The 25,420-nt window shown below is 68.2% G+C and carries 29 protein-coding genes, 1 tRNA gene and 1 riboswitch; of the genes, 21 read left to right on the top strand and 9 right to left on the bottom strand.

The window, feature by feature from the left end; genetic code table 11:
• Positions 1–77: 77 nt before the first annotated feature.
• On the top strand, positions 78–731 hold the full coding sequence (locus ACP4J3_RS04855; protein WP_426530720.1) for an RDD family protein: 654 nt from the start codon (positions 78–80) through the stop codon (positions 729–731).
• A gap of 38 nt (positions 732–769) precedes the next feature.
• On the opposite strand, the gene ACP4J3_RS04850 is transcribed toward ACP4J3_RS04855, so the two are convergent.
• Positions 770–1,021: a hypothetical protein gene (locus tag ACP4J3_RS04850; protein ID WP_426530718.1), complete on the bottom strand. Its 252-nt coding sequence runs from the start codon at positions 1,019–1,021 to the stop codon at positions 770–772.
• Between the two features lie 393 nt (positions 1,022–1,414).
• Between ACP4J3_RS04850 and ACP4J3_RS04845 the strand changes: the two genes are divergently transcribed.
• Together ACP4J3_RS04845 and ACP4J3_RS04840 are read left to right on the top strand one after the other, a co-directional pair.
• On the top strand, positions 1,415–3,760 hold the full coding sequence (locus ACP4J3_RS04845) for an immune inhibitor A domain-containing protein (protein ID WP_426530716.1): 2,346 nt from the start codon (positions 1,415–1,417) through the stop codon (positions 3,758–3,760).
• Positions 3,761–3,881: 121 nt separating this feature from the next.
• A complete protein-coding gene (locus ACP4J3_RS04840; protein WP_426530714.1) occupies positions 3,882–4,226 on the top strand; it encodes a hypothetical protein in 345 nt (114 codons plus the stop codon).
• 81 nt (positions 4,227–4,307) lie between these two features.
• On the opposite strand, the gene ACP4J3_RS04835 is transcribed toward ACP4J3_RS04840, so the two are convergent.
• Complete coding sequence (locus ACP4J3_RS04835; RefSeq protein WP_426530712.1) at positions 4,308–4,898, bottom strand: isochorismatase family protein; 591 nt, start codon at positions 4,896–4,898, stop codon at positions 4,308–4,310.
• Positions 4,899–5,034: 136 nt separating this feature from the next.
• Positions 5,035–6,456: a nicotinate phosphoribosyltransferase gene (locus ACP4J3_RS04830; RefSeq protein WP_426530710.1), complete on the bottom strand. Its 1,422-nt coding sequence runs from the start codon at positions 6,454–6,456 to the stop codon at positions 5,035–5,037.
• A gap of 102 nt (positions 6,457–6,558) precedes the next feature.
• Here ACP4J3_RS04830 and clpS point away from each other — a divergent pair, with 102 nt between their 5' ends.
• From clpS to ACP4J3_RS04790, 8 genes are all read left to right on the top strand, one after another.
• On the top strand, positions 6,559–6,876 hold the full coding sequence (gene clpS / locus ACP4J3_RS04825) for an ATP-dependent Clp protease adapter ClpS (RefSeq protein ID WP_426530708.1): 318 nt from the start codon (positions 6,559–6,561) through the stop codon (positions 6,874–6,876).
• A 37-nt stretch (positions 6,877–6,913) separates the two neighbouring features.
• A complete protein-coding gene (locus ACP4J3_RS04820; RefSeq protein WP_426530706.1) occupies positions 6,914–7,522 on the top strand; it encodes a DUF2017 domain-containing protein in 609 nt (202 codons plus the stop codon).
• A 292-nt stretch (positions 7,523–7,814) separates the two neighbouring features.
• On the top strand, positions 7,815–9,350 hold the full coding sequence (locus tag ACP4J3_RS04815) for an alanine/glycine:cation symporter family protein (RefSeq protein WP_426530704.1): 1,536 nt from the start codon (positions 7,815–7,817) through the stop codon (positions 9,348–9,350).
• Between the two features lie 292 nt (positions 9,351–9,642).
• Positions 9,643–11,076, top strand: a complete 1,434-nt coding sequence (locus ACP4J3_RS04810; protein WP_426530702.1) for an amino acid permease — start codon at positions 9,643–9,645, stop codon at positions 11,074–11,076.
• Between the two features lie 92 nt (positions 11,077–11,168).
• Positions 11,169–11,591, top strand: a complete 423-nt coding sequence (locus ACP4J3_RS04805; protein WP_426530700.1) for a Mov34/MPN/PAD-1 family protein — start codon at positions 11,169–11,171, stop codon at positions 11,589–11,591.
• Positions 11,592–11,701: 110 nt separating this feature from the next.
• Entirely contained in the window at positions 11,702–11,797 is a 96-nt protein-coding gene (locus ACP4J3_RS04800; RefSeq protein WP_316959376.1) for a putative leader peptide, read from the top strand.
• 116 nt (positions 11,798–11,913) lie between these two features.
• Entirely contained in the window at positions 11,914–12,192 is a 279-nt protein-coding gene (locus ACP4J3_RS04795) for a MoaD/ThiS family protein (RefSeq protein WP_426530698.1), read from the top strand.
• A gap of 6 nt (positions 12,193–12,198) precedes the next feature.
• Positions 12,199–13,149, top strand: a complete 951-nt coding sequence (locus ACP4J3_RS04790; protein ID WP_426530696.1) for a PLP-dependent cysteine synthase family protein — start codon at positions 12,199–12,201, stop codon at positions 13,147–13,149.
• Positions 13,150–13,204: 55 nt separating this feature from the next.
• Here ACP4J3_RS04790 and ACP4J3_RS04785 read toward each other — a convergent pair whose 3' ends face one another.
• Positions 13,205–13,741 carry a type II toxin-antitoxin system PemK/MazF family toxin gene (locus tag ACP4J3_RS04785; RefSeq protein WP_426530694.1) on the bottom strand — a complete coding sequence of 179 codons (537 nt, stop codon included), beginning with the start codon at positions 13,739–13,741 and terminating at the stop codon, positions 13,205–13,207.
• A gap of 238 nt (positions 13,742–13,979) precedes the next feature.
• Between ACP4J3_RS04785 and ACP4J3_RS04780 the strand changes: the two genes are divergently transcribed.
• A complete protein-coding gene (locus ACP4J3_RS04780; RefSeq protein ID WP_426530692.1) occupies positions 13,980–14,732 on the top strand; it encodes an MBL fold metallo-hydrolase in 753 nt (250 codons plus the stop codon).
• 80 nt (positions 14,733–14,812) lie between these two features.
• On the opposite strand, the gene ACP4J3_RS04775 is transcribed toward ACP4J3_RS04780, so the two are convergent.
• Positions 14,813–16,066 (bottom strand): PTS transporter subunit EIIC, encoded by a 1,254-nt coding sequence (locus tag ACP4J3_RS04775; RefSeq protein ID WP_426530690.1) that lies wholly within the window; start codon positions 16,064–16,066, stop codon positions 14,813–14,815.
• 521 nt (positions 16,067–16,587) lie between these two features.
• On the opposite strand from ACP4J3_RS04775, the gene ACP4J3_RS04770 reads away from it, so the two are divergent.
• Positions 16,588–16,821 carry a glucose PTS transporter subunit EIIB gene (locus ACP4J3_RS04770; protein WP_007496374.1) on the top strand — a complete coding sequence of 78 codons (234 nt, stop codon included), beginning with the start codon at positions 16,588–16,590 and terminating at the stop codon, positions 16,819–16,821.
• 74 nt (positions 16,822–16,895) lie between these two features.
• On the opposite strand, the gene ACP4J3_RS04765 is transcribed toward ACP4J3_RS04770, so the two are convergent.
• Entirely contained in the window at positions 16,896–17,666 is a 771-nt protein-coding gene (locus ACP4J3_RS04765) for a polysaccharide deacetylase family protein (RefSeq protein ID WP_426530688.1), read from the bottom strand.
• Between the two features lie 248 nt (positions 17,667–17,914).
• On the opposite strand from ACP4J3_RS04765, the gene rph reads away from it, so the two are divergent.
• From rph to rdgB, 3 genes are all read left to right on the top strand, one after another.
• Positions 17,915–18,652 (top strand): ribonuclease PH, encoded by a 738-nt coding sequence (gene rph, locus ACP4J3_RS04760; RefSeq protein WP_426530923.1) that lies wholly within the window; start codon positions 17,915–17,917, stop codon positions 18,650–18,652.
• A 149-nt stretch (positions 18,653–18,801) separates the two neighbouring features.
• On the top strand, positions 18,802–19,206 hold the full coding sequence (locus ACP4J3_RS04755) for a hypothetical protein (RefSeq protein WP_426530686.1): 405 nt from the start codon (positions 18,802–18,804) through the stop codon (positions 19,204–19,206).
• Between the two features lie 45 nt (positions 19,207–19,251).
• Positions 19,252–19,857, top strand: a complete 606-nt coding sequence (rdgB, locus tag ACP4J3_RS04750; RefSeq protein ID WP_426530684.1) for an RdgB/HAM1 family non-canonical purine NTP pyrophosphatase — start codon at positions 19,252–19,254, stop codon at positions 19,855–19,857.
• Position 19,858: 1 nt separating this feature from the next.
• On the opposite strand, the gene ACP4J3_RS04745 is transcribed toward rdgB, so the two are convergent.
• Positions 19,859–19,945, bottom strand: a tRNA-Leu gene (locus tag ACP4J3_RS04745).
• A 114-nt stretch (positions 19,946–20,059) separates the two neighbouring features.
• Here ACP4J3_RS04745 and ACP4J3_RS04740 point away from each other — a divergent pair.
• Entirely contained in the window at positions 20,060–20,578 is a 519-nt protein-coding gene (locus ACP4J3_RS04740) for a GNAT family N-acetyltransferase (RefSeq protein WP_426530682.1), read from the top strand.
• Here ACP4J3_RS04740 and bcp read toward each other — a convergent pair.
• A complete protein-coding gene (gene bcp / locus ACP4J3_RS04735) occupies positions 20,559–21,026 on the bottom strand; it encodes a thioredoxin-dependent thiol peroxidase (RefSeq protein ID WP_426530680.1) in 468 nt (155 codons plus the stop codon). The genes ACP4J3_RS04740 and bcp overlap by 20 nt on opposite strands.
• 95 nt (positions 21,027–21,121) lie before the next feature.
• On the opposite strand from bcp, the gene ACP4J3_RS04730 reads away from it, so the two are divergent.
• The 3 genes from ACP4J3_RS04730 to ACP4J3_RS04720 all read left to right on the top strand — a co-directional run bounded on the left by ACP4J3_RS04730 (position 21,122) and on the right by ACP4J3_RS04720 (position 22,346).
• Positions 21,122–21,451, top strand: a complete 330-nt coding sequence (locus ACP4J3_RS04730) for a DUF3618 domain-containing protein (RefSeq protein ID WP_426530678.1) — start codon at positions 21,122–21,124, stop codon at positions 21,449–21,451.
• Between the two features lie 54 nt (positions 21,452–21,505).
• Positions 21,506–21,862 carry a GroES family chaperonin gene (locus ACP4J3_RS04725; RefSeq protein ID WP_426530676.1) on the top strand — a complete coding sequence of 119 codons (357 nt, stop codon included), beginning with the start codon at positions 21,506–21,508 and terminating at the stop codon, positions 21,860–21,862.
• A gap of 47 nt (positions 21,863–21,909) precedes the next feature.
• Positions 21,910–21,992, top strand: a riboswitch (guanidine-III (ykkC-III) riboswitch).
• Positions 21,993–22,025: 33 nt separating this feature from the next.
• Positions 22,026–22,346 (top strand): DMT family transporter, encoded by a 321-nt coding sequence (locus ACP4J3_RS04720; RefSeq protein ID WP_426530674.1) that lies wholly within the window; start codon positions 22,026–22,028, stop codon positions 22,344–22,346.
• A gap of 7 nt (positions 22,347–22,353) precedes the next feature.
• Here ACP4J3_RS04720 and ACP4J3_RS04715 read toward each other — a convergent pair whose 3' ends face one another.
• Positions 22,354–24,714: a transglycosylase domain-containing protein gene (locus tag ACP4J3_RS04715; protein ID WP_426530672.1), complete on the bottom strand. Its 2,361-nt coding sequence runs from the start codon at positions 24,712–24,714 to the stop codon at positions 22,354–22,356.
• Between the two features lie 239 nt (positions 24,715–24,953).
• Here ACP4J3_RS04715 and ACP4J3_RS04710 point away from each other — a divergent pair, with 239 nt between their 5' ends.
• Positions 24,954–25,376: a hypothetical protein gene (locus tag ACP4J3_RS04710; protein WP_426530670.1), complete on the top strand. Its 423-nt coding sequence runs from the start codon at positions 24,954–24,956 to the stop codon at positions 25,374–25,376.
• The last annotated feature ends 44 nt before the right edge of the window (positions 25,377–25,420 follow it).

Genomic DNA, 25,420 nt, shown 5'->3' with positions numbered 1-25,420 from the left:
CGGCCCAGGAGATTTACGTCCCTCGGACGGCCCCGCGCCGGATGCGAAACCGCGAGGTTCGCGGTCGACTCGGGGCCATGAGCAGTGAACCGCCTCCCGGCTCCGGTCAGCCGCCCCCGGAAGACGACCCGTTCAGGAAGCAGCCCCCGCCACCCGGGGGCTCCGGTTCGCCGTACGGCGATCAGCCCCCGCCCCCCTATGGCGGCGGCCCCTACGGCGGTGCCCCCTACGGCGGTGCCCCCTACGGCGGTGGCGGTCCCCCCACCGACCCGCTCGCCGGGATGCCGCCGCTCGCCGGCAGCGGCAAGCGCACGCTGGCCCGCATCCTCGACATGATCCTGGTGGGTGTCGTCGTCTGGCTGCTCACCTGGGGATTCGGTGTCACCGAACTCGATACGGACACCGACAAGGTGGAGTACAGCAATTCACTCGCGCAGTCGGCGATCGCAGCCGTGCTCTACATCGCCTACGACACCTATCTGACCGTCAGGACGGGGCAGACGCTCGGCAAGCGGCTGCTCAACATGCGGGTGGCCAACCTCGACAACGGCGCCACTCCGTCCGTGCAGAGCGCGCTGATCCGCGCGGCGGTGCTGTGGATCCCGTTCGCCTTCTTGTGCGCCTGCATCTGGACCGCGATCTCCGGCGGCTGGAGCTACTTCGACCGGCCCTACAAACAGGGCCTGCACGACAAGGCGGCCAAGACGGTGGTGGTCAGCACCGAAGGCTAGGGGTGTGGTGACACCCCCTGCCGGCGTCGGACGTGGCGTCAGGACTGGGAGAGCGCGGGCTCTTCGGCCTTCTCCCGCTCCGCTTCGGCGGGCCTGCGCATCGCCACCACGCGGGGCTTCTTGGGCATGGGCACCGTCATGGCGACCAACAGCCCGAGCAGGAGGGCCGCGACGGCGATGACCGCGATCCCCACACCCGAACTGGTCTGTGACAGCAGCAGCATGGCGAGCGTCGAGAAGATCACGGTGCACGAGCCGTAGGAGAGCTGTGCGGCAGTCGGACGAGGCATGATCATCGTGTCCTCGGAATCAGGGGTGCACGGGGGTCTCGGCCTGGCTTTCCGCCGACGTCCGGGCGTTCCGCCATCCGACTCTAACGGCGTGCATGCCCGAGAGGAATAATCCGTAAGCATGACCTAACCCACAGTGCCGATGCACGGGGGGCGCACGGAGTCATGGCGTCCAGCAAGTGGACGGCGGCGCGCGCCCGTTCGGGAGAGATCGTTGTTCGCTAAACGAACATCGACTCCGCATAGTGCAATTGACCTGTTCAAGTCAAGGTCTGTTTTTTCTGCTTAACCTCTAGTCAAATGTCGTCACTTGACTACACGCGTTGATCACGCGCGCGGATCCTCCATGACCAGGATCCTCCTTCCGCGCGCCCGACGCGGGGGAGGAAGCAAGTGACCAGTAGACCCTGGACGTTCAGAGCGGCGGCCACCACCGTCGCACTCGCGACGGCGGCGGCGACGTTCTCGACCTTCGCGGTGGCTCAGGCCGACGAAGGCGCGCCGGCCTCCGTGGAGCGGCACGACCCGGCGGACCGCACACACGCCGAGCACGACCTCGAAGGCCCGATGAGCAAGACTCAACAGGCCCAGCGCGAGGAAGCCCTGAACCAGGTCATATCAGGCAAGAGCAAGGTGAAGAAGCGCGGCGGCTCGCAGGTCGTCGAGCTCAAGAGCAAGAAGGGCGACAGCAAGTACGTCGAGCTGGGCCGCGAGAAGACCGACAAGATCTTCACGATCCTGGTCGAGTTCGGCGACAAGATAAGCGAGTTCGGCGGCACACCGGGCCCGGAGCACAACCAGATAGCCGAGCCCGACCGCGAGAAGGACAACTCGACGGCCTGGCAGGCCGACTACAACCGGCAGCACTACCAGGACCTCTACTTCGGCACCGGCAAGAAGACCGAGTCGATGAAGAAGTACTACGAGAAGCAGTCCTCGGGCCGTTACTCGATCGAGGGCGAGGTCTCCGACTGGGTCAAGGTCCCCTACAACGAGGCCCGTTACGGCAACAACGCCTGCGGCCAGACCAACTGCTCCAGCGTCTGGAACGTCGTCAGCGACGGTCTGAACGCGTGGGTCTCCCAGCAGAAGGCAACTGGGAAGACCGACGCCGAGATCAAGGCGGCCGTCACGCAGTTCGACCAGTGGGACCGCTACGACTTCGACGGCGACGGCGACTTCAACGAGGCCGACGGCTACATCGACCACTTCCAGATCGTGCACGCCGGTGAGGACGAGTCCGCGGGCGGCGGCGCCCAGGGCACCGACGCGATCTGGGCCCACCGCTGGTACGCGTTCGGCACCGACGCGGGTGCCACCGGCCCCGCCGGCAACAAGCTGGGCGGCGCGCAGATCGGCTCCACCGGCATCTGGGTCGGCGACTACACCGTCCAGCCGGAGAACGGCGGCCTGGGCGTCTTCGCCCACGAGTACGGCCACGACCTCGGCCTGCCGGACCACTACGACACCGCGGGCGGCGAGAACTCCACCGGCTTCTGGACCCTGATGTCCTCCGGTTCCTGGCTCGGCACCGGCAAGGACAGCATCGGTGACCTGCCCGGCGACATGACCGCCTGGGACAAGCTCCAGCTCGGCTGGCTGAAGTACGACACCGCCAAGGCCGGCGTCAACTCGTGGCACAAGCTGGGTGTCGCCGAGTACAACACCAAGCACAAGCAGGCCCTCGTGGTCGAGCTGCCCAAGAAGACGGTCACCACGCCGGTCGTGGAGCCGGCGCAGGGCGCGAAGCAGTGGTGGAGCGGCAGCGGCGACAACCTCGCCAACACGCTGACCCGTTCCGTGGACCTCACCGGTAAGTCCGCCGCCTCGCTGACGCTGGACGGCTGGTACGACATCGAGGCCGAGTACGACTACCTCTACACCGAGGTCTCGACCGACGGCGGCGCCAACTGGACCGCCATCGACGGCACGGTCGACGGTGCGGCCCTGCCGAAGGACGCCAGCGGCAAGCCGGCCCTCACCGGCACCGTGGACGCCTACAAGAAGCTGGCCTTCCCGCTGGACGCCTACGCCGGCAAGAAGATCGACCTGCGCTTCCGCTACCAGACCGACGGCGGCGTGGCCCAGAAGGGCTTCGCGGCCGACGAGATCACCGTGACCGCCGACGGCACGGCCCTGTTCTCCGACGACGCCGAGACCGCCGACGACGCCTGGAAGACCAAGGGCTTCTCGCGCATCGGCGCGTCCATCACGGGCGAGTACGCGCAGTACTACATCGCCGAGAACCGCCAGTACGTGTCGTACGACAAGACGTTGAAGACCGGCCCGTACAACTTCGGCTTCTCGAAGTCCCTTCCGGACTGGGTGGAGCACTACGCGTACCAGAACGGCCTGTTGATCTGGAAGTGGGACACCTCCCAGCAGGACAACAACACCAGCCAGCACCCCGGTGTCGGCCTGGTCCTGCCGATCGACTCCCACCCGACCGCGATGAAGTGGTCCGACGGCACGCTGATGCGCAACCGCATCCAGTCCTACGACTCGCCGTTCAGCCGCTACCGCACGGACGGCATGTGGCTGCACAACGCGGACGTCGCGACCAAGATCCCGTCGAGTGCCGGGGTGCCGGTCTTCAACGACCACACCAGCACGTACTACGACGCGTCGAACCCGGCCGCGGGTGTCAAGGTCACTGACACCAACACAAAGATAAAGATCGTCAAGGAGGCCAGGAACGGCTCCACGATCGAGCTCGAGGTCGGCCCTGCGGTGAAGTAATCGACATCTTCGCAGGTCAGAGCATGATCGGCGGCAGCCCCTTGGCGGGTTGCCGCCGGTCGTGTTTAGGTGCACCCTGTGCTTCCGTTATTGACACCGACTCGCACGGGGGTGTGACCGCATGGCCGCAGGAGGTTTCTGCAAGCTGCCGACCGGCAGCGTGGTGGTGGCTCTGAACCTGCCCAGACCCACCGCCGACGGCACGGGCTGCGTCCGTGTCCTCGTCCACGCCCAGAACCGCGCCCGAGCCCTGACCAGGCTCCGCAACCTGGGCATGCGCGCCGTCTACCTACGCGGCAACGCCGCCCCACCGACCCCCGACGAGATCACCGCGGTCCTGCACCACCCCGACGGCCTGATATGGCGAACGGCCCCTGACAACGGTGTCGTACCGGGCCCGGAGCTGGCACAGGAGCTGTGGCATCCGATCCGGGCACTACTGAGAAGGCCTGCTGCAACTCCCTAAGGGGCGCGGGGAACTGCGCGAGCAACCACGATGGCGCCGCAGACTCCCGACGGCCATTCGTGGCACCCCCCCTGCGGAGTACTAAGCCACGACAGGCTTACCGGACAGCTCCACCCCCGCCTCCCGCATCTCCTCCAACGCCCGCTCGGTGCTCTCCGCGGCCACTCCCGCAGTCAGGTCCAGCAGCACCTGAGTACGGAACCCCTCCCGCACCGCATCCACGGCAGTGGCTCGCACACAGTGATCCGTGGCGATCCCCACCACGTCCACCTCCGAGACCTCCCTGGCCCGCAGCCAGTCCGCCAGCTTCACGCCGTTCTCGTCGGCCCCCTCGAACCCGCTGTACGCCGCCGCGTACGCCCCCTTGTCGAATACGGCGTCGATCGCGCCGGACGCGACCGCCGGGGCGAAGTTCGGGTGGAAGCCGACGCCCTCCGTGCCCGCGACGCAGTGCGCCGGCCAGGAGTGGGCGAAGTCGGGGTTGGCCGAGAAGTGGCCGCCGGGGGCGATGTGGTGGTCACGGGTGGCCACGACGTGCTGGTAGCCGGACCCCGCCGCCTGCCCGATCAGCTCGGTGACGGCGGCGGCCACGTCGGCACCGCCGGCCACGGCGAGGCTGCCCCCCTCGCAGAAGTCGTTCTGCACATCTACGACGATCAAGGCGCGGCGCATGGTCGGTGTCCTTCGGTTATGGACGCTGAGGTCGGGACGGTGAAACGTGCGGGCCCGGCCGGTGAACTTCCGAGCCTAGAGACTTCGGGTGCGGTGCGGGAGGGGGCATGGCGCGAGCACGCCGGGCGCGCTCGCTTCACGCCCCCGTCCGGTTACCCGAGCGCCCGTTGACATATTCCGTGACATATTCCGTCGGAATAACGGGTTCCCCGCGCGAGAGCTGTGTAGCGGACAGCGGCAGATTCCCGCGAGCGGCCACATGCCGGTCCCGTACGACGTCCAGCGGTTCCCGCGCCACCACGTCACCGCCCTTGATCAGCTCGATCGCGAGCTGCCGCTCGGCCAGCTCGGCGGGCACCGCCCCCGTGCCCACGACCTCGGCCTCCGCGACGCCGTACTCGTCGAGCCGCCGCGCCGCCCACTTGCGCCCGCCGATGGAGGTCTTGCCGCCGCTCGACTTCTTCGCGACCGGCACCAGGGCCGCCCCCGGGGCGGCGGACTCGGCGCGGGCGACCAGCTTGTAGACCATCGAGCAGGTCGGGTGCCCGGACCCGGTCACGAGCCGGGTGCCGACGCCGTACGCGTCCACCGGCGCCGCCGCCAGCGAGGCGATGGCGTACTCGTCCAGGTCGGAGGTCACGATGATCTTCGTGTGGGTCGCGCCCAGCTCGTCGAGCTGCTGCCGGACCCGGTGCGCGACCAGCAGCAGGTCGCCGGAGTCGATGCGCACGGCGCCCAGCTCGGGCCCGGCGACCTCCACGGCCGTACGGACCGCCTCGGCGACGTCGTAGGTGTCCACGAGCAGAGTCGTGCCCCGGCCCATGGAGTCCACCTGGGCCCGGAAGGCGTCCCGCTCGCGGTCGTGCAGCAGGGTGAAGGCGTGGGCGCTGGTGCCGACCGTGGGGATGCCGTAGCGGAAGCCGGCGGCCAGGTCGGAGGTGGAGGCGAAGCCGCCGACGTACGCGGCGCGCGAGGCGGCCACGGCGGCCAGCTCGTGGGTGCGCCGGGCGCCCATCTCGATGAGCGGGCGGTCGCCGGCCGCCGACGCCATCCGGGAGGCGGCCGCGGCTATCGCCGAGTCGTGGTTGAGGATCGAGAGGATCACGGTCTCCAGCAGCACGCATTCGGCGAAGGTGCCCTCGACCCGCATGACCGGCGAGCCCGGGAAATAGACCTCGCCCTCGGGGTAGCCCCAGATGTCGCCGGAGAAGCGGTAGTCCGCGAGCCACTTCAGGGTCTGCTCGTCGACGATGTCCCGCTCGCGCAGGAAGCCGATCACGCCCGGGTCGAATCGGAAGTTCTCGACGGCGTCCAGGACGCGGCCGGTGCCGGCCACGACTCCGTAGCGCCGTCCGTCGGGCAGCCGCCGGGTGAAGACCTCGAACACGCTCCGCCGCTCGGCGGTGCCCGCCTTCAGGGCGGCCTGCAGCATCGTCAGCTCGTACTGGTCCGTGAAGAGCGCCGTCGAGGGAACGCCCACCCGTCGCCCACCACCGCCCTTCTGCGGAAGCGCTTCGCGCTCTTCTTTTTCTGGCAACCCCAGGTCTGCTGTGCTCATGGCAACCGATGGTATCCCCATCTCGTCAGTTTGACGATTTACCCTCGTCGAGGCTCCCGGGGTCCGCCGGGATTTGTGCGACCACCCCCCTCCGGTGGCAGCATGGGCACTGTGACGTCACCCGCTCCCGTAGAGATCGAACGCACCGAATCGGCGGAGGAGACCTTCGCCGTACCCGAGCCGGACGTCCCCTGGGTCACGATCGTCCACAACGACCCGGTCAACCTCATGAGCTATGTGACCTACGTCTTCCAGACGTACTTCGGCTACACCAAGGACAAGGCCACCAAGCTCATGCTCGATGTCCACCACAAGGGCAGGGCGGTCGTCTCCAGCGGCACTCGCGAGGAGATGGAACGCGACGTGCAGGCCATGCACGGCTACGGCCTGTGGGCCACCCTCCAGCAGGACCGAAAATGACCTCTCGTCCGCAGGACCGGAAGTAGCGATCTCCTCCATGCCAGGAACCTTCGAACCGCTCCCCGGCGGCGGCGCGGCCGTCGCTCTCGACGACGTCGAGATCTCCATCATCCGGTCGCTGGCCGTGCAGCTCCTGGAGCTGATCGGCCCGGGCCCCGCCGAGGAGGCCCCCGACGACCCGCTCGCCGAGCTGTTCGCCGAGGGGCCGAGTGAACCGCCGGCCGATCCGGTGCTCAAGCGTCTGTTCCCGGACGCCTATGTCGACCCCGAGGGCGCTCCGCAGGCCAAGGAGGCCGAGGAGCAGCGGGCGTACTCCGCGGAGTTCCGCCGCTACACCGAGAACGACCTGCGGGCCGGCAAGCGCGACAACGCGCTCGCGGTGATCCGGTCCCTGGACGAGCTGAGTGGTGCCTCCGCCGGTGAGGGCGGCGCGGTGCTCAAGCTCTCGGCCGAGGAGTCCCAGTGCTGGCTCGGCGCCCTGAACGACCTGCGGCTGGCCATCGGCTCCCGGCTGGACATCACCGACGAGGACGACACCGATCTGCTCTACCGGCTCCCGGACGAGGACTCACGCAAGCCGATGGTGATGGCGTATCTGTGGCTGGGCGGGCTTCAGGAGACCCTCGTCTCGACACTTATGCCCTGATTTGGGTGGACGTGTGTTTGTCTTGCAGTGTTCTTGCGTCGATCATGCGTTCGCTCAGAGAACGCTCAAATCCGAATAACGATCGGGTCACCGCCCCTGGGGTTTTGTACCTCGGGGGTGGTTTCGTGTGATCTGTGTCACTAAACATCCCATAAACAACGTGGTAAGAACTGGCAACTCGTTTTCGGCACAACCCCTGATCGAGGGCGAGAAGCCGGTCATCGGACACGGCGTTCGCTGACCCCATCCGCTGCGCCAACGCCAGCACGTCCCCGCGCTCCGAGGTAGCTCGATGTCACTCGACTCCATCAGCACATCCATTGACGACGCCGTCAGTGATTTCTTCGAACCCGTCGCCAAGCACGTGGGCGACGTCGTCTTCTATACCGTCCCTGTCGGCGACACCGAGCTCCCGCTCATCGTCGCCTGGCTGGTGATCGCGGGCCTGGTCTTCACCACCTGGTTCGGCTTCATTCAGGTACGCAAGTTCAAGCTCGCCCTCGACACCGTGCGCGGCAAGTACGACGAAGAGGGTTCGGCCGGTGAGGTCAACCACTTCCAGGCGCTGACCGCAGCCGTCTCCGGCACCGTCGGCCTCGGCAACATCGCCGGTGTCGCGGTCGCCGTCTCCATCGGTGGCCCCGGCGCCACCTTCTGGATGATCCTGTGCGGTCTGCTCGGCATGGCGAGCAAGTTCGTCGAGGTCACCCTCGGTGTGAAGTACCGCGAGGAGCACGCCGACGGCACCGTCTCCGGTGGCCCGATGCACTACCTGCCCAAGGGCCTCGCCGAGCGCTTCGGCAACGGCGGCCGCATCTTCGGCAAGGTGCTCGCCGTCGCCGCCTCGATCATGATCCTGTTCTTCGGTCTGTTCGGCGGCAACCTGTTCCAGACCAACCAGAGCTACGCGCAGGTCGCCTCGACCTTCGGCGGCGAGGACGGCTTCCTGGCCTCCTCCGCCGGTGCCGTCCTCTTCGGCCTGGTCGTCGCCGCGCTCGTCGGCCTGGTGCTGCTCGGCGGCATCCGCTCCATCGCCAAGGTCACCAGCCGGCTCGTCCCGGCCATGGCCGCCATGTACATCGTGGCCTGCCTGGTCGTCATCCTGACCAACGTCACCGCCGTGCCCGACGCGATCGGCACCATCTTCAAGGGTGCGTTCGAGGCCGAGGGTGTCGCCGGCGGTGTGATCGGTGCCCTGATCGTCGGCTTCCAGCGGGCCGCGTTCTCCAACGAGGCCGGTCTGGGCTCCGCCCCGATCGCCCACTCCGCGGTCAAGACCAACCACCCGGCCTCCGAGGGTCTGGTCGCGCTGCTCGAGCCGTTCATCGACACGGTCGTCATCTGCACCATGACCGCGCTGACCATCGTCATCGCCGACCCGGCGAGCTGGGCCGAGGCCCGCGCGGGCGAGAGCATCGGCGGTGTCACCATCACTTCCGACGCCTTCGAGACCGTCCTGCCCTGGTTCCCGAACCTGCTGACCGTTGCGGTGCTGCTGTTCGCCTTCTCCACGATCCTGACCTGGGGCTACTACGGCCTCAAGGCCTGGACGTACCTGTTCGGCAAGAGCAAGGTCAGCGAGATCACCTTCAAGGCCCTGTGGAGCTTCTTCGTGATCGCGGGTGCCCTGCTCTCCCTCGACTCGCTGATCAGCCTGGCCGACTCGGCGCTGTTCGTACTGTCGATCTTCAACATCATCGGCCTCTACCTGCTGGCCCCGATCGTCAAGAAGGAGCTGAACAAGTTCCTGGACTACGCCCGGGCGCGCAAGGCGCGTGCGGCCGTCGGCGGCGGGGAGCCCGAGGAGGAGACCGCCAAGGCGCTCTGAGCCTCCGAGCGAGGCAGTCCGCCGCAAGGCTCTGAAGGGCCCGCCCGTACGTTTCCCGTACGGGCGGGCCCTTCGGTGTCTTCTGACGGATTGGCAAATGCTCTCTCAGCGGACACTCAAATCCGATTAACGATCACGTCAATGACGCGGTCGTGAATGCCTGCCTCCATGCCCTTTATCCGCTTCTCCTTGTGATTCAGGCCATATTCGGCGCCGTCGATCAGGGTGGCGACCGTGATAAACCTTCACGATCGCCCGGCGAACACCCGTATGGAGAAAGGGCGCACCACACATGACCTCGCAGAAGGTCGCCGACACCCCTGTCGACACCCCTGAAGAGGGGTACGAGCGGGGACTCGGCAGTCGTCAGGTCCAGATGATCGCGATCGGCGGCGCCATCGGCGTCGGCCTCTTCCTGGGCGCCGGTGCGAACATCGCCAAGGCCGGCCCCAGCCTCATCCTGATGTACGCCCTGGCCGGCGTCATCATCTTCTTCATCATGCGGGCGCTCGGCGAGCTCCTGCTCTACCGTCCGGTCTCGGGCTCCTTCGCCGAGTACTCCCGCGAGTTCCTGGGCCCGTTCTTCGGCTACTTCACCGGCTGGACGTACTGGCTGATGTGGGTGGTCACCGGCATGGCCGAGCTCACGGCCGCCGCGATCTACGTCCACTACTGGTTCCCGCACATCCCGCAGTGGGTCACCGCCCTGGTCTTCCTGGTGATCCTCTTCGGCGTCAACCTGATCTCCGTGAAGCTCTTCGGCGAGCTGGAGTTCTGGTTCTCGATGGTGAAGGTCACCGCCCTGATCGGCATGATCGTCATCGGCCTCGGCGTGCTCACCCTCGGCTTCAGCCAGGCCGGCGACACCGCAGCGGTCTCCAACCTCTGGGCCTTCGACGGCTTCTTCCCCAAGGGCGTCGGCTCGTCCCTGATGACCCTTCAGGGCGTCATGTTCGCCTACCTCGCGGTCGAGTTGGTCGGCGTCACGGCCGGCGAGTCGGAGAACCCGGAGAAGACCCTGCCCAAGGCGATCAACACGCTGCCCTGGCGCATCGCGCTGTTCTACGTCGGCGCGCTCACCGTCATCCTCTGCGTGGTGAAGTGGACCGAGTTCGGCGAGGGCGTCAGCCCCTTCGTGAAGGCGTTCGCGGTGATCGGCATCCCGGCCGGCGCGGGCATCGTCAACTTCGTCGTGCTCACCGCCGCCCTGTCGTCCTGCAACTCCGGCATGTACTCCACGGGCCGCATGCTGCGCAACCTCGCCGAGAGCGGCGAGGCCCCCAAGGTCTTCGCGAGGCTGTCGGCCACCAAGACTCCGGCGCTCGGCATCACCGTCTCGGTCCTGTTCATGGGCATCGGCGTGGTCCTCAACTACATCGTCCCGGAGAAGGCCTTCGGCTACGTCACCTCCGTGGCCACCGCGGCCGGCATCTGGACCTGGCTGATGATCCTGATCAGCCACGTCCGCTACCGCCGCGAAGTCGTCGCGGGCCGCCTGCCCGCCTCGTCCTTCCCGGCGCCGGGCGGCTCGGTGTGCAGTTGGATCGCCATCGTGTTCCTGCTCTTCGTCACCGGCCTCATCGCCTACGACGCCGACGCCCGGATCTGCCTGTACGTGATGGCCGGCTGGGCCGCCGCGCTGGCCATCGGCTGGGCGGTCCTGAAGAGCCGCAACCCGCAGATCACCGGCCGCCGCGGCGAGCCCGACCTGGAGAAGGTCGGCTGACCGTCTGCGGACGTCCCGGCGTCCGTCCGGCATATGGGCCGCTCCATACCACCCATCGGTACAGGGCGGCCCCTCTGCTTATCCTGACGGACATGCTGACCATCACCCAGGCCCTCGTCGACCAGATCGTCGCCCACGCGCGCAAGGACCACCCCGACGAGGCGTGCGGCGTCATCGCCGGCCCGGCCGGCTCGGACCGCCCCGAGCGCTTCATCCCGATGCTGAACGCCGCGATGTCGCCCACGTTCTACGAGTTCGACTCCACCGACCTGCTCAAGCTCTACCGCGAGATGGACGACCGCGACGAGGAGCCGGTGGTCATCTACCACTCCCACACCGCCACCGAGGCCTACCCCTCCCGCACCGACGTCTCCTACGCCAACGAGCCCGGCGCGCACTACGTCCTGGTCTCCACCGCCGACACCGACGGCCTCGGCGAGTTCCAGTTCCGCTCCTTCCGGATCGTCGACGGCGAGATCACGGAGGAGGAGGTCAAGGTCGTAGAGGCGTACTGATTGATCCGCGATCTCGGTCTGAACAGCACGGTCTCACTCCCCGGCCCGCATCCGTCCGCGATGTGGGATCACATTCCAAAAGCCGGACCGGGAATCGATACGATGACCCCATGGTTTTCCACGACGTGAGCGAAAAGACGCCGGGCATGCTGCTCGTGGCGCGGCTGCACGTCGACCTGTGCAGGCTCGCCAGCGCCATCTGTTGACGCGACACCCTGCCGCCGTACGGCCGTGAGCCGCGGCGCCGTACCCACGCACCACCCCGCTGTACTTGCGCTGCCGCGCGCCCCCGACTGACTACTCCCGACAGGAGCCCTGAGCCATGGCCATCGAGGTCCGCATCCCGACCATCCTCCGCCAGTACACCGACGGTCAGAAGGCGGTGGAGGGCAGCGGTGACACCCTCGCCGAGCTGTTCACCGACCTCGAGACCCGGCACGCGGGCATCCAGGCCCGCATCGTGGACGGCGACCAGCTCCGCCGCTTCGTCAACGTCTACCTCAACGACGAGGACGTCCGCTTCCTCGAAGGCATCAACACCAAGCTCTCCGACGGCGACAGCGTCACGATCCTGCCGGCCGTGGCCGGCGGTATGGCCTGATCACTCATGCGCTACGACTCCCCGCTCGCCGCGGTCGGCAACACCCCCCTGGTGTGCCTGCCGCGGTTGTCACCGTCCGAGGACGTCCGGATCTGGGCCAAGCTGGAGGACCGCAACCCCACCGGCTCGGTCAAGGACCGCCCCGCCCTGCACATGATCGAGCAGGCGGAGAAGGACGGGCGCCTCACCCCGGGCTGCACCATCCTGGAGCCGACCAGCGGCAACACCGGCATCTCGCTGGCCATGGCGGCCAAGCTCAAGGGCTACCGCATCGTGTGCGTGATGCCCGAGAACACCTCGCAGGAGCGCCGGGACCTGCTCGCCATGTGGGGCGCGGAGATCATCTCCAGCCCGGCCGCGGGCGGCTCCAACACCGCCGTACGGGTCGCCAAGGAGCTGGCGGCCGAACACCCCGACTGGGTGATGCTCTACCAGTACGGCAACCCGGACAACGCCGGCGCCCACTACGCCACCACCGGCCCGGAGATCCTCGCCGACCTCCCCTCCATCACCCACTTCGTCGCGGGCCTCGGCACCACCGGCACCCTGATGGGCGTCGGCCGCTACCTGCGCGAGCACAAGCCCGACGTCAAGATCGTCGCCGCCGAACCGCGCTACGACGACCTCGTCTACGGCCTGCGCAACCTCGACGAGGGCTTCGTACCCGAGCTGTACGACGCCTCCGTCCTGACCACCCGCTTCTCGGTCGGCTCGGCCGACGCGGTCACCCGCACCCGCGAACTCCTCCAGCAGGAGGGCATCTTCGCGGGCGTCTCCACCGGCGCCGCCCTGCACGCGGCGATCGGCGTCGGAAGGAAGGCCCTGAAGGCGGGGGAGAGCGCGGACATCGCGTTCGTCGTCGCCGACGGCGGCTGGAAGTACCTCTCCACCGGCGTCTACACCGCCGCGACCACGGAAGAGGCCATCGAGACGCTCCAGGGGCAGCTCTGGGCGTGAGCCGGTCCACCGGCTAGGGGCCCGCGAGGCCCGCTACGGGGTGTGTGACGGCGCCCTAGGACGAGAGGTGACGGACCTGGTCCCATACGACCGGGTCCATCACCCCGACCCGTCGCCGGAAGTCCGACACTGGCACGTGCCGCAGCTCGTCCGTCTCCAGAAAGCTCGCCCGCCCATGGGTGTCCCCGACGGACCCCGGCGGCAGCGGGATGACCCCGTACCGCTCGTCCCGGTACTTGCTGGTGATCTTCGCGACGGTGACCTGCTGCCCGCGCACCGCCAGCACCAGACACGGCCGGTCCTTCGCCCGCCCGTCTCCCGCCACCGCCCTACCTGAGGCTCCCCCAGTGCCGAAAGCCTGGGGGGACCCCCATCGCGCCGCCCCATCTGACTCCGGCCCGTCCTCGAACGGCACCCGCGCCCACCAGATCTCCGCCGGCTCCGGACGGACCGACGCCCGCTTCCCCGGCCGCCCGGGCGGCCGGCTCCGCCGCCCCGCGGGACGCCGCCCGCGCCCCCACCCGTCGACGAGCGTGGCGACCAGCGCCAGCAGTACCACCGCCGCGAGCGCCAGCCACCAGGACGTGTCCATGGTGACGAAGGTACCGGCGCACACCCGCTCGTGCGCCCCTTCGCACGCACCTCCCGTTTCTCGCGCCCCGTATCCAGCCGAACGCGTGACACCACAGGTGAGTTCGCCCACAACAGCCCTTTGCGGAGGAGCGACCGGAGGTTTTGCGCCTTACGCTCGACAAACCGCACGACCCCCGACGCCCCATTCCCGATCTTCCGGATTCTCTGGATTTCCAGCCAGCGGAGGTTTCTGTTTCATGAAGCTCACCGTCGTCGGCTGCTCGGGGTCGTTCCCGTCCGCGGAATCGGCCTGTTCGAGCTACCTCGTCGAGGCCGACGGCTTCCGGCTGCTCCTCGACATGGGCAACGGCGCCCTGGGCGAGCTGCAGCGCCACTGCGGTCTCTACGACCTCGACGCGATCTTCCTCAGCCATCTGCACGCCGACCACTGCATCGACATGTGCGCGTACTTCGTCGCGCGCTACTACCGGCACGACGGCGGCCGCTGCGCCCCGATCCCGGTCTACGGACCCGAGGGCACCGAACAGCGCCTGACGACCGCCTACGCCGACACCCCCACCGCCTCCTCCATGAGCGAGGTCTTCGACTTCCACACGGTCAAGCCGTCCACCTTCGAGATCGGCCCGTTCACGGTGCACACGGAACGCGTGGCCCACCCGGTGGAGGCGTACGGCATCCGCATCGAGCACGGTGGAAGGACGCTGACCTACTCGGGCGACACGGGCATCAGCACCGCCCTGGACGAACTCGCCCGCGACGCCGACCTGTTCCTGTGCGAGGCCGCCTTCACGCACGGCAAGGAGAACATCCCCGACCTGCACCTCAACGGCCGTGAGGCAGGTCAGACCGCGGCCCGCGCGGGCGCCCGCCGCCTGGTCCTCACCCATATCCCGCCGTGGACCGACCCCCAGGTCAACCTCGCCGACGCCCGCGAGGTCTACGACGGTCCGGTGGAGCTGGCGGTGCCGAGGCGGTCGTACGAGATCTAGCCCGTACGGGGTTCAGGCCCGTATGTGCGCGAAGGCCCCGGAACCTGCCCGGTTCCGGGGCCTTCGTCATGCCGTGCCTCTCACGCCTTGGTGAGGTCCTCGACCTCCTCCTCGGGCTCGCGGCCCGGGGTGGGCAGGTTCCACTTGGCGATGGCGAAGCGGAAGACGGAGTAGTAGATCGCCGCGAAGACCAGGCCGATCGGGATGATCAGCCAGGGCTTGGTCGCCAGGTTCCAGTTGAGGGCGTAGTCGATGAAGCCCGCGGAGAAGGTGAAGCCCGCGTGGACGCCGAGCGCCCAGGTGATCGCCATCGACAGGGCGGTGAGCACCGCGTGGATCACGTACAGAAGCGGCGCGATGAACATGAACGCGAACTCGATGGGCTCGGTGACGCCGGTGACGAAGGAGGTCAGGGCGAGCGAGATCATCATGCCCATCACGGCCTTGCGGCGCTCGGGACGGGCGGCGTGTGCGATGGCGAGCGCGGCGGCGGGCAGACCGAACATCATGATCGGGAAGAAGCCCGACATGAACTGGCCGGCGGTCGGGTCACCGGCGAAGAAGCGGTTGAGGTCGCCGTGCACCATCTCACCGGCGGCGTCCTTGAAGTCGCCGAGCTGGAACCAGGAGACGGTGTTCACGAACTGGTGCATGCCGACCGGGATCAGCGCACGGTTGATCAGACCGAACAGACCCGCGCCGAAGGCGCCGAGGCCGGTCATCCACTCGCCGAAGTCGGAGATGACCTCACCGACCGGCTCCCAGACCAGGCCGAAGAAGACACCCATGAGCGTGCCGACGAAGGCCATGATGATCGGGACGAGGCGGCGGCCGTTGAAGAAGCCGAGCCAGTCGACCAGCTTGGTGCGGTGGAAGCGCTGCCACAGCACGGCGGCCAGCAGACCCATGACGATGCCGCCGAGGACACCGGGGTTGTTGTAGGTCGCGGCTATGTCCTCGCCGGCCTGGACCTTCGCCTCGGTGACCGGGAACGCCTTCAGCACGTTGCTGTAGACCAGGAAGCCGACCAGGGCGGCCAGCGCGGTCGAGCCGTCCGACTTCTTCGCGAAGCCGATCGCGACACCGATGCAGAACAGCATCGGCAGGTTGTCGAAGATCGCGCCACCGGCGGTGGCGAACACGGCCGCGACCTTGTCCCAGCCGAGCCCGTCCTTGCCGAAGACGTCGGGCTGGCCGAAGCGGAGCAGCAGGCCCGCGGCCGGGAGCACGGCGATCGGGAGCTGAAGGCTGCGGCCGACCTTCTGCAGGCCCTGGAAAAGACCGGATCCCCACTTCTTCGTGGGGGCCGCCGTTGGCGAGGTGGCGGTGCTCATAGACTTCCTCCATCGGGTGGTGGTCTACACCACTCAGTGGTGTAGACCTGTTGTAGCACGATGAAGGGGAGATAAGGAACCCGCGATTCCTGCGGGATTCTGCGGGATCTTTTCAGGAAATTTCGGATCAGGCCGCCGACCTCCTTGCGGCGCCACGGCTTCGCGCAGTGTGTGATGGCGAGGGTCGCCGCCGGCGGCGCCTGGTTGGCGACGCCGAACACGCCCGCACCCCAGGCGCCCAGACCCACGCGGCCGGCAGCCCCATGACGATGCCGCCAAGACACCCGGGTAACCGTCCCGTCCCGCACCTGGCAGCCGCGGCCCCCATCTTTGCAGCCCTGGAGCGCGGTGTTCCAGCGGGCGCGAGCGGGGCTCACCCGGCTGTCGGCGCTCATGGGTTGGCGACCGCCTGTCGGGTGGTGTAGACCAGTTACGGACGATTGGGTTGCTGTGACGTCATCTTCGGTACGCACGACACAATCGCTCGCGAAGTTGGGCCACCTGTGCGTGAGGAGACCGAAATGGCCAGCAAGGCAGAGAAGATCGTCGCCGGGCTCGGCGGCATCGACAACATCGAGGAGATCGAGGGCTGCATCACCCGCCTCCGCACCGAGGTCAGCGACCCCGGCCTGGTCGACGAGGCCGCCCTGAAGGCCGCCGGCGCCCACGGCGTCGTGAAGATGGGCACCGCCATCCAGGTCGTCATCGGCACCGACGCCGACCCGATCGCGGCGGAGATCGAAGACATGATGTGAGTCGGCGGAACCGGTGGCCGCCGCTCCCGTGATGGCGAAGGGTCCATGAGGCGGACGCTTCGCATGTCAGGCAGTCACTTGTAGATCTTGCCGGGCTCGGCCTTGGCCGGAGCGAGCAGCTGGGAGACGGTCACGAAGGTGTAGCCCTGCTTGCTGAGCGCCTTCAGGATGGCAGGCATGGCCGGCACGGTGCCCTTGTGCAGCGGGTGGAGCAGGATGATCCCGTCGCGGCCGGCGCCGTCGAGCACGCGCTTGGTGATCAGCGCGGTGTCGTCCGTCTCGTAGTCCTTTGCGGTCAGCGTCCACAGCACCTGCGCCATTCCCAGTTTTTCCGTGACCTTGGAGACGCGGTCGTCGGTGCGCCCCTGGGGCGGGCGCATCAGCGTCGGCTCGCTGCCGGTGATGCCGGCGATGGCCCGTGTCGTGCGGCGCAGCTCGTCGCGGATCTGTGCATCAGAGACATCGGTCAGCACCGGGTGCGTCCAGGTGTGGTTCCCGATCTCGTGGCCGCCGTTGGCGATCCGCCGCACCACATCCGGGAACTTGTGGATGCGCCGGCCCTCGAGGAAGAACGTCGACGGCGCCTTGTACTGATTCAGGAGGTCCATCAGCCGGTCGGTGGGTTCGCCCGGGTTGCCGTCGAACGTGAGCGCGATGCACTTGACCTTCCGGCAGTCCACCTGCCCCGACGGTACGCCTGCTTCAGGCGCGGCCCGGTTACGTTCCTCGCGGGGGGAGAGCGTCTCCATCCTGTTCGCCTGGATGGCCATGGCTACGGTCACGGCCACCACCGCAACCACGGTCAGAAGTATGAGCAGACGAGGCCGTCTCTTAAGGATCTTCACCGCGAGGAGAGGACTTCAGCGACGGGAGGGTTGCCCAACGGCCTCGGCTGTGAGGTAGGACACGTGTGAGCAGCGCTTTGAAGCGAGCTGCGGCCAGGCGGGCCACCTCGGCTTCCGCCTCCGTGAGTTCCTCATGATGTGAAGCCCGGGCATCGTCCCGGGCTTCAGCACTTGGGGCCCCTTCCCGCCGCGGGAGGGGCCCCTTCCGTATCTGCGGCTAGGCTCTCGCCATGGCAGCTACGTCCTCAATCCCCCGAATCGACGGCCGCACCCCCGAACAGCTCCGCCCGGTCACCATCGAACGCGCCTGGAGCAAGCACGCGGAGGGCTCCGTTCTCGTCTCCTTCGGCGACACCAAGGTCCTGTGCACCGCCTCCTTCACCGAAGGCGTCCCGCGCTGGCGCAAGGGCAGCGGCGAGGGCTGGGTCACCGCGGAGTACGCCATGCTGCCCCGCGCCACCAACACCCGCGGTGACCGCGAGTCCGTCCGGGGCCGGATCGGCGGCCGTACGCACGAGATCAGCCGCCTCATCGGCCGCTCCCTGCGCGCGGTCATCGACTACAAGGCGCTCGGCGAGAACACCGTCGTCCTCGACTGCGACGTCCTCCAGGCCGACGGCGGCACGCGTACGGCGGCCATCACCGGCGCGTACGTGGCGCTGGCGGACGCCGTCTCCTGGGCCCAGGGCAAGAAACTGATCAAGCCCGGCCGCAAGCCCCTCACCGGCACCGTCAGCGCCGTCTCGGTCGGCATCGTCGCCGGCGCCCCCCTCCTCGACCTCTGCTACGAGGAGGACGTCAAGGCCGACACCGACATGAACGTCGTCTGCACCGGCGACGGCCGCTTCGTCGAGGTCCAGGGCACCGCCGAGGCCGAGCCGTTCGCCCGCGAGGAGCTCAACTCCCTGCTGGACCTCGCGGTTTCGGGCTGCGGGGAGCTGGCCGAACTCCAGCGCAAGGCACTTGATACCGTCCTCGAAAAGTAAAGGACGCACCAAGAAGAGCCGCGCCTTCAGGCAACCGCGCCGCCTTTCCCCGCGTCACTAGGAGTACGGGCGTACGGCTTGATCGCTGTGCGCCCGGCCAGTGACCGCACGGGGGCCTGCGAGGCCTGAGCAGGGAGGGAACGTCACCCATGGCCACGAGCCGACGCCGCCGGAGCCGTACCGCCATAGCCGCCGCAGCCATCGCGGCCGTCGGGCTGACGGCCGGGCTGACCACCGGCTGCGACGCCGTCGACAAGGCGCTGGACTGCGTCCAGACGGCCGACACCATCGCCGACAGCGTCACCGAACTCCAGCAGGCCGTGGAGAACGCGTCGAACGACCCGACGCAGCTCGAGGAGTCCCTGACCTCCATCGACAAGAACCTCGACAAGATCGGCGACAAGACGGACGACGCCGACGTCAACAAGGCGGTGGACGACCTCCAGAAGGCCGTCACCAACGTCCGGGAGTCCGTCGAGAACGGCGACTCGACCCCGGACGTCAGCCCGGTCACGGACGCGGCCGGCGAGCTGACCAAGGTCTGCACGTCGTAACGGGCGCCGGGCGGGCCCTGGATACTGCCCTGGATACTGAAGGGCATGACCCGCTTGATCCTCGCCACCCGCAACGCCGGAAAGATCGCCGAACTCAGGACGATCCTCGCCGACGCAGGCCTGCCCCACGACCTCGTCGGCGCGGACGCCTACCCGGACATCCCCGACGTCAAGGAGACCGGCGTCACCTTCGCCGAGAACGCGCTGCTCAAGGCTCACGCCCTGGCCCGGGCGACCGGCCTGCCCGCCGTCGCCGACGACTCCGGCCTGTGCGTCGACGTCCTGAACGGCGCCCCCGGCATCTTCTCCGCCCGCTGGGCGGGACGGCATGGGGATGACCAGGCGAATCTGGAGCTGCTGCTGTCCCAGCTGGCCGACATCGACGACGCTCACCGAGGCGCCCACTTCGCCTGCGCGGCCGCACTCGCCCTGCCGGACGGCACGGAGCGAGTGGTCGAGGGACAGCTGAGGGGAGTGCTGCGGCATGAGCCGGCGGGCACGAACGGCTTCGGCTACGACCCGATCCTCCAGCCGGAGGGCGAGAGCCGGACCTGCGCCGAGCTGAGCCCCGAGGAGAAGAACGCCATCAGCCACCGGGGAAAGGCCTTCCGGGCGCTGGTGCCGGTCGTACGGGAACTGCTCGCGCAGTAGTTGGTGCGGCCGGAGGGACTCGAACCCTCACGGGAGTTACCCCACTGGGACCTAAACCCAGCGTGACTGCCAATTCCACCACGGCCGCGTGACCTTGCCCGGCCATGCTACCGGGACGCCCGCGCCGACCATGCACTGATATCCTCTTGAGCGCACGTCAAGCCTTCCGGCCCGGAGCTTCCTCCGCCGGGAGGCTTTTTTCATGACCATTCACAGTGCGGTGCCGGTGCACGTACGCCCAGCCACCCCCGACGACCGTCCCACCGTCGAACGCCTCTGGCTTCTGTTCCGGCACGACATGTCGGAGTTCGGCGGCCAACTGCCCAACCCCGACGGCACCTTCCGCAGCGAGCGGCTGGAGGCCGCCTTCGCCGACGCCGTCGACTGGGCGCCGTATCTCTTCGACAGTGGTGGCCGTCCCGTCGGATTCGCCTTCGTGCGGGCCCTCGGTGGACCCGTGCGTGTGCTGAACAGTTTCTTCGTGGTGCGGGGGGCCCGGCGGGCGGGCGTCGGGCTGCAGGCCGTACGGCAGGTCGTGGCGCGGCATCCGGGGGACTGGGAGGTCGCCTTTCAGGACGACAACCCGGGCGCCGTACGGTTCTGGCGGCGGGCCGCCGAGGAGCTTGCGCCGGGTGCCTGGAGTGAGGAGCGCAGGCCGGTGCCGGGGCGGGCCGACCTGGCTCCCGATGTCTGGATCTCGTTCAGATGCCCAGGTCTTTGATGATCTTGGCCACGTGGCCGGTCGCCCGTACGTTGTACAGCGCCCGCTCGACCTTGCCCTCCTCGTCCACGACGATCGTGGAGCGGATGACGCCCAGGTAGGTCTTGCCGTAGTTCTTCTTCTCGCCGTAGGCCCCGTAGGACTCGGTGACGGACTTCTCCGGGTCGGCGAGCAGGGTGACCTTCAGGGACTCCTTGTCGCGGAACTTGGCGAGCTTCTCCGGCTTGTCGGGGGAGATGCCGATGACGTCGTAGCCGGCGCCGGCCAGCAGCTCCAGGTTGTCCGTGAAGTCGCAGGCCTGCTTGGTGCAGCCGGGCGTCAGGGCGGCCGGGTAGAAGTAGACGATGACCTTGCGGCCCTTGTGGTCCGACAAGGACACCTCGTTGCCGTCGGCGTCGGGGAGGGTGAAGGCGGGGGCCGCGTCCCCCGGCTGGAGTCGTTCGCTCATCGAACCAGCGTAACCGGGGGTCCTGACCGTGCGGCCGGGCCCGGAGCTGACAGACTGTCCGGAAACAGCATCAGCTTCACTTCGGAGGCCGTACGGTGGCGGACACGTCGGACACCAGAACCCCGGCGCAGATCGAGGCGGACATCAAGGCCCGCCGCGCAGCGTTGGCCGAGACACTCGACGAGATCGGGGTGCGCGTGCACCCCAAGACGATCGTCGGCGACGCCAAGGCCAAGGTCGTCTCGAACATCGACCACACCCTCGGACGGGCCTACGTCGAGGTCAACCGGGTGGTGAGCGATGTGAAGGCCAAGTTCACCGACGAGGAGGGCGCGCCCCGGCTGGAGCGGATCGTGCCCGTCGCGCTCGTCGCCGTCGGCGTCGTGGGGCTGCTGACGCTGGGCACCCGGCGCCGCAAGCGCTGAGTGACGGCGCACCCGGCGGCGTACGTATGCGGTAAAGGCAGGTAGGTTCGAGGCGTGAGCGCCAACAGAAACGAGCACAGCACCCAGCACGACAAGCTGCCCATCCGGATGCTGCACGACCGTGTACTCGTGCGGCAGGACACCAGTGAGGGCGAGCGGCGTTCCGGTGGCGGCATCCTGATCCCCGCCACCGCGGCCGTCGGCCGCCGGCTGGCCTGGGCCGAGGTCGTCGCGGTGGGGCAGAACGTACGGACCGTGGAGCCGGGTGACCGGGTCCTGTACGACCCGGAGGACCGTGCCGAGGTCGAGGTCCGCGGGGTCGCGTACGTGCTGATGCGGGAGCGTGATCTGCACGCCGTGGCCGCCGACCGGTTCGAGGGGTCGGAGGACTCGACCGGCCTCTACCTCTGAATCGACGGTTCGAAAGGGCTGGTGACCCTTGTCACCAGCCCTTTCGTCGTTCCTTTGCTAGCTTTGAAGGAGCCCGACGAGACGCGCCGTACCGGGATCCCAGCAGGGACAGAGGCAAAGACGACGCACTGCCAGGTTTCCGTCTTTGCGAAGGGTGCGCGTCATGGCCTGGGTTCTGCTCGTCGTCGCCGGTCTGCTGGAAGTCGGCTGGTCGGTCGGCATGAAGTACACCGACGGTTTCACCCGGCCTCTCCCCAGCCTGTTCACCGGTGCCGGCATCGTCGTCAGCATGCTGCTGCTGTCGTACGCCGCGCGGTCGCTGCCCATCGGCACCGCCTACGGCGTGTGGGTGGGCATCGGGGCGGCGGGTGCGGCGGTGGTCGGAATGGTGGTGCTGGGGGAGCCGGCGACCGCCGCGCGGACCTTCTTCGTCTGTCTGCTGCTCGTCGCCGTGGTGGGCCTCAAGGCGACCAGCGGTCACTGATCAGCGGTCACTGAAACGGTCCGCGCACGGTTCCCGTCGTCTCTCCGCCTCCGCCGCCGCTGTCCGTACCGCCCGTGGAGGTGTCGCCGGCCGTGCTGCCGCCGATGTCCGTTCCGCCGGTATCGGTGTCGCCCGTGGCGCCGCCGTCGGTCGTGCCTCCGTCGGAGGTGCCGCCGGTGGTGGTGTCACCGGTCGTGCCGCCGTCGGTCGTGCCGCCGTCCGTGGGCTCACCCGTGGTGCCGCCGTCCGTCTCGCCCGGGGTCTCGCCCCCGGTCTGGCCCTCGGTGTCCTGGCCGCCGGTCGTGGGGTCCCCGGTGCTGCCGCCGTCGTCCTGGTCGCCGCTGTCCTCGTCGCCCTCGGTCGGGTCCGTCGTCGGGTACTGGGGCACCTCGGCGCCTTCCTGGAGCTCCAGGTCGAAGTCGGTGACCGGCTTCCCCTTCAGGGCCTCCCGCGTGTACTGGGCCCAGATCTCCGTGGGTGCGCCGCCGCCGTTGATCCGGTCGAGGCCCATCACGCCGTACAGCGACTCGTGCTCGGCCGTGACCGGGTCCTGGCCCATGACGGCGACGACGGTGGCGAGGTCGGGGGTGTATCCGGCGAACCAGGCGGCGGTGTCCTCCTCCGCCGTGCCGGTCTTGCCCGCCGCGGGCCGGCCGGCGGCCTGGGCGGCGGTGGCGGTGCCGTTGTCGACGACGCTCTGCAGGACGGAGGTCGTGGTGTCGGCGGCCTCGCGGCTGATGACCTGGGAGGTCTTGCGCTCGGGCAGCTCGACGACGTCGGTGCCGTCCTTCGTGATCTTCTCGATCATGGTGTACGTGCCGTGCTTGCCGTGGTTGGCGAGGGTCGCGTAGGCCTCCGCCATGTCGAGGACGCTGGCGGTGGCCACGCCGAGCGCGATGGACGGGGACGGGTACAGCTCCGGGGTGGCGGCGGGCAGGCCGAGGTCGACCGCGGTGTCCTTCACCTTCTGCGGGCCCACGTCGACGGCCATCTGCGCGTACACCGAGTTGACGGACTTGTCGGTGGCCTCGCGCACCGAGATGTCGCCGTAGGAGACGTCGTCCTCGTTCGCCGGGTCGTAGGCGCCCGTCCAGCCCTGGACCGGGCGCTTGTTGGTGCCGTCGTAGATCGTGTTCGGGGTGATGGGGCGGCCGTCCTGGGTGGTCGAGCCGTTCTCCACGGCCGAGGTGAACACGAACGGCTTGAAGGTGGAGCCGACCTGGAAGTCCCGGCGGGTGGCGTTGGGGGTGTACTGCTTGACGTAGTCGATGCCGTTGTACATCGCGACGACCTTGCCGGTCTTCGGGTCGACGGAGGCGCCGCCCGCGCGGACGTTGTTGTCCGGCTCGTTGTTCTTCTTGTCCAGCTTGGACATCAGCTTGTCGTTGACGGCGTCGACGAAGGCCTTCTGCTTGTCCTTCTGCAGGGTGGTGGTGATGCGGTAGCCGCCGGCTTCGAGCGAGTCCTTGTCGGCGATCTTGTTCTTGAGGAGATAGTCCTGGACGTTCCGGACGATGTAGCCGCGCTGCCCGGACAGCCCCGCGGAGACGGCGGACTCCTTCGGCGTCGGGAACTTCAGCCCGGCCCGGTTCGACGCGCTGAGCCAGCCCTTCTGCACCATGCCGTCCAGGACGTAGTTCCAGCGGGCCACGGCGGCCGGCTTGTTCTCCGGGTGGGCGACGACGTCGTACTCGCTCGGCGCGTTGACCAGCGCGGCCAGATAGGCGGCGCGGGCCGGGTCGAGGTCCTTGGCGGCCATGCCGTAGTAGGCCTGGGCGGCGGCCTGGATGCCGTAGGCGTTGCGGCCGAAGAAGCTGGTGTTGAGGTAGCCCTCGAGGATCTCGTCCTTGGTCTTCTCGCGGTCCAGCTTGATCGCGATGAAGAATTCCTTCACCTTGCGGGTGAGGGTCTGCTCCTGACGCAGGTAGTAGTTCTTCACGTACTGCTGGGTGATCGTGGAGCCGGACTGCTTGCCCTTGCCGGTGGCCGTGTTCCAGGCGGCGCGCAGCATCGCCTTGGGGTCGACGGCGGACTCGGTGTAGAAGTCGCGGTCCTCGGCGGCGAGGATCGCGTGCTGGGCGTCCTTGGACATCTGCGCGAGGGTGACGTTCTCCCGGTTCACCTCGCCGTCGCGGGCGATCTCACTGCCGTCGGCGTAGAGATAGACGTTGCTCTGCCGGGTGGCCAGGTAGTTGGCGGGCGGGATCTTGACCATCGAGTAGCCGAGGAAGAACAGGCCGACGAGCAGCAGGGTGCCGATGACGAAGGTGCCGAGCACCATCCGCCAGGTCGGGATGATCCGCCGCCAGCCCGTCCGTTTCGGCCGCTTGGGCTTACGGCTCGGCTGCTGCTGTGGCTCGTCGCTCATGTTGTGCACAGACTCCTGTTTCGCGTTGTGCGTTCCCGTACGCCTTCTACGCCCCTTATGGAGACTGTGCCATCCGGTGATCAGTTCCCCGGCGCGGCTCACTTCACAGTGGGCAGAACGCGTGGTCCACCGGCAGCGAGTTCCGCATTCGAACTCTTGTACAGTGATGGGCTTGTTCGTGCGACGATCTTTCTTGCGCGCGATCGGCTGACCAACTGACTGACCAAAGGGGAACACACATGCGTCTCGTGGCACGCTCCGCCCTCGCGGGTACGGCCGCCCTCCTGCTCGCCCTGGCCTCGGGTACCTCGGCACACGCGGACGGAACGGACCGCACGGCCTATGCCCCCGCCGACTACGACGTGACGCCCAAGGAGTACTGGGGCGGCAAGGCGCACATAAAGACCCATGGCGAGATCTTCACCATCACCGACCTCGTCAAGGACGGCCACTCGACCATCGGAATCATCTCGATCGGCGGCGAGGGGAACGAGTACTACTACTGGAACCGCAACGGTGTCGGCACGACCCGCACGGTAAACCTCTCCGTCAAGGAAGGCACACCGCTGTCCATCAAGGCGTGTCTCGGCGACTGGAAGGGCACCGTGACCGGCGGCATCCGGTGGGACAAGTGCAGCAGCTGGGAGACCACCGGCGCCTGATCCGGCGACCGCCAACCGCTGACCGTCCGACCGCCGGGAGCGTG

Origin of the sequence: Streptomyces sp. UG1, assembly GCF_049974585.1 — a bacterium.
GTDB lineage: Bacteria > Actinomycetota > Actinomycetes > Streptomycetales > Streptomycetaceae > Streptomyces.
Note: the sequence above shows the minus strand (reverse complement) of the source record. Positions and strands in the feature narration are given on the sequence as shown.

Excerpts from the sequence above, each read along its gene's own strand:
- ACP4J3_RS04855 (WP_426530720.1), top strand. The coding sequence starts at position 78 with ATGAGCAGTGAACCGCCTCCCGGCTCCGGTCAGCCGCCCCCGGAAGAC.
- ACP4J3_RS04850 (WP_426530718.1), bottom strand. The coding sequence starts at position 1,021 with ATGCCTCGTCCGACTGCCGCACAGCTCTCCTACGGCTCGTGCACCGTG.
- ACP4J3_RS04840 (WP_426530714.1), top strand. The coding sequence starts at position 3,882 with ATGGCCGCAGGAGGTTTCTGCAAGCTGCCGACCGGCAGCGTGGTGGTG.
- ACP4J3_RS04835 (WP_426530712.1), bottom strand. The coding sequence starts at position 4,898 with ATGCGCCGCGCCTTGATCGTCGTAGATGTGCAGAACGACTTCTGCGAG.
- ACP4J3_RS04830 (WP_426530710.1), bottom strand. The coding sequence starts at position 6,456 with ATGAGCACAGCAGACCTGGGGTTGCCAGAAAAAGAAGAGCGCGAAGCG.
- clpS (WP_426530708.1), top strand. The coding sequence starts at position 6,559 with ATGGGCACTGTGACGTCACCCGCTCCCGTAGAGATCGAACGCACCGAA.
- ACP4J3_RS04820 (WP_426530706.1), top strand. The coding sequence starts at position 6,914 with ATGCCAGGAACCTTCGAACCGCTCCCCGGCGGCGGCGCGGCCGTCGCT.
- ACP4J3_RS04815 (WP_426530704.1), top strand. The coding sequence starts at position 7,815 with ATGTCACTCGACTCCATCAGCACATCCATTGACGACGCCGTCAGTGAT.
- ACP4J3_RS04810 (WP_426530702.1), top strand. The coding sequence starts at position 9,643 with ATGACCTCGCAGAAGGTCGCCGACACCCCTGTCGACACCCCTGAAGAG.
- ACP4J3_RS04805 (WP_426530700.1), top strand. The coding sequence starts at position 11,169 with ATGCTGACCATCACCCAGGCCCTCGTCGACCAGATCGTCGCCCACGCG.
- ACP4J3_RS04800 (WP_316959376.1), top strand. The coding sequence starts at position 11,702 with ATGGTTTTCCACGACGTGAGCGAAAAGACGCCGGGCATGCTGCTCGTG.
- ACP4J3_RS04795 (WP_426530698.1), top strand. The coding sequence starts at position 11,914 with ATGGCCATCGAGGTCCGCATCCCGACCATCCTCCGCCAGTACACCGAC.
- ACP4J3_RS04790 (WP_426530696.1), top strand. The coding sequence starts at position 12,199 with ATGCGCTACGACTCCCCGCTCGCCGCGGTCGGCAACACCCCCCTGGTG.
- ACP4J3_RS04785 (WP_426530694.1), bottom strand. The coding sequence starts at position 13,741 with ATGGACACGTCCTGGTGGCTGGCGCTCGCGGCGGTGGTACTGCTGGCG.
- ACP4J3_RS04780 (WP_426530692.1), top strand. The coding sequence starts at position 13,980 with ATGAAGCTCACCGTCGTCGGCTGCTCGGGGTCGTTCCCGTCCGCGGAA.
- ACP4J3_RS04775 (WP_426530690.1), bottom strand. The coding sequence starts at position 16,066 with ATGAGCACCGCCACCTCGCCAACGGCGGCCCCCACGAAGAAGTGGGGA.
- ACP4J3_RS04770 (WP_007496374.1), top strand. The coding sequence starts at position 16,588 with ATGGCCAGCAAGGCAGAGAAGATCGTCGCCGGGCTCGGCGGCATCGAC.
- ACP4J3_RS04755 (WP_426530686.1), top strand. The coding sequence starts at position 18,802 with ATGGCCACGAGCCGACGCCGCCGGAGCCGTACCGCCATAGCCGCCGCA.
- rdgB (WP_426530684.1), top strand. The coding sequence starts at position 19,252 with ATGACCCGCTTGATCCTCGCCACCCGCAACGCCGGAAAGATCGCCGAA.
- ACP4J3_RS04740 (WP_426530682.1), top strand. The coding sequence starts at position 20,060 with ATGACCATTCACAGTGCGGTGCCGGTGCACGTACGCCCAGCCACCCCC.
- bcp (WP_426530680.1), bottom strand. The coding sequence starts at position 21,026 with ATGAGCGAACGACTCCAGCCGGGGGACGCGGCCCCCGCCTTCACCCTC.
- ACP4J3_RS04720 (WP_426530674.1), top strand. The coding sequence starts at position 22,026 with ATGGCCTGGGTTCTGCTCGTCGTCGCCGGTCTGCTGGAAGTCGGCTGG.
- ACP4J3_RS04715 (WP_426530672.1), bottom strand. The coding sequence starts at position 24,714 with ATGAGCGACGAGCCACAGCAGCAGCCGAGCCGTAAGCCCAAGCGGCCG.
- ACP4J3_RS04710 (WP_426530670.1), top strand. The coding sequence starts at position 24,954 with ATGCGTCTCGTGGCACGCTCCGCCCTCGCGGGTACGGCCGCCCTCCTG.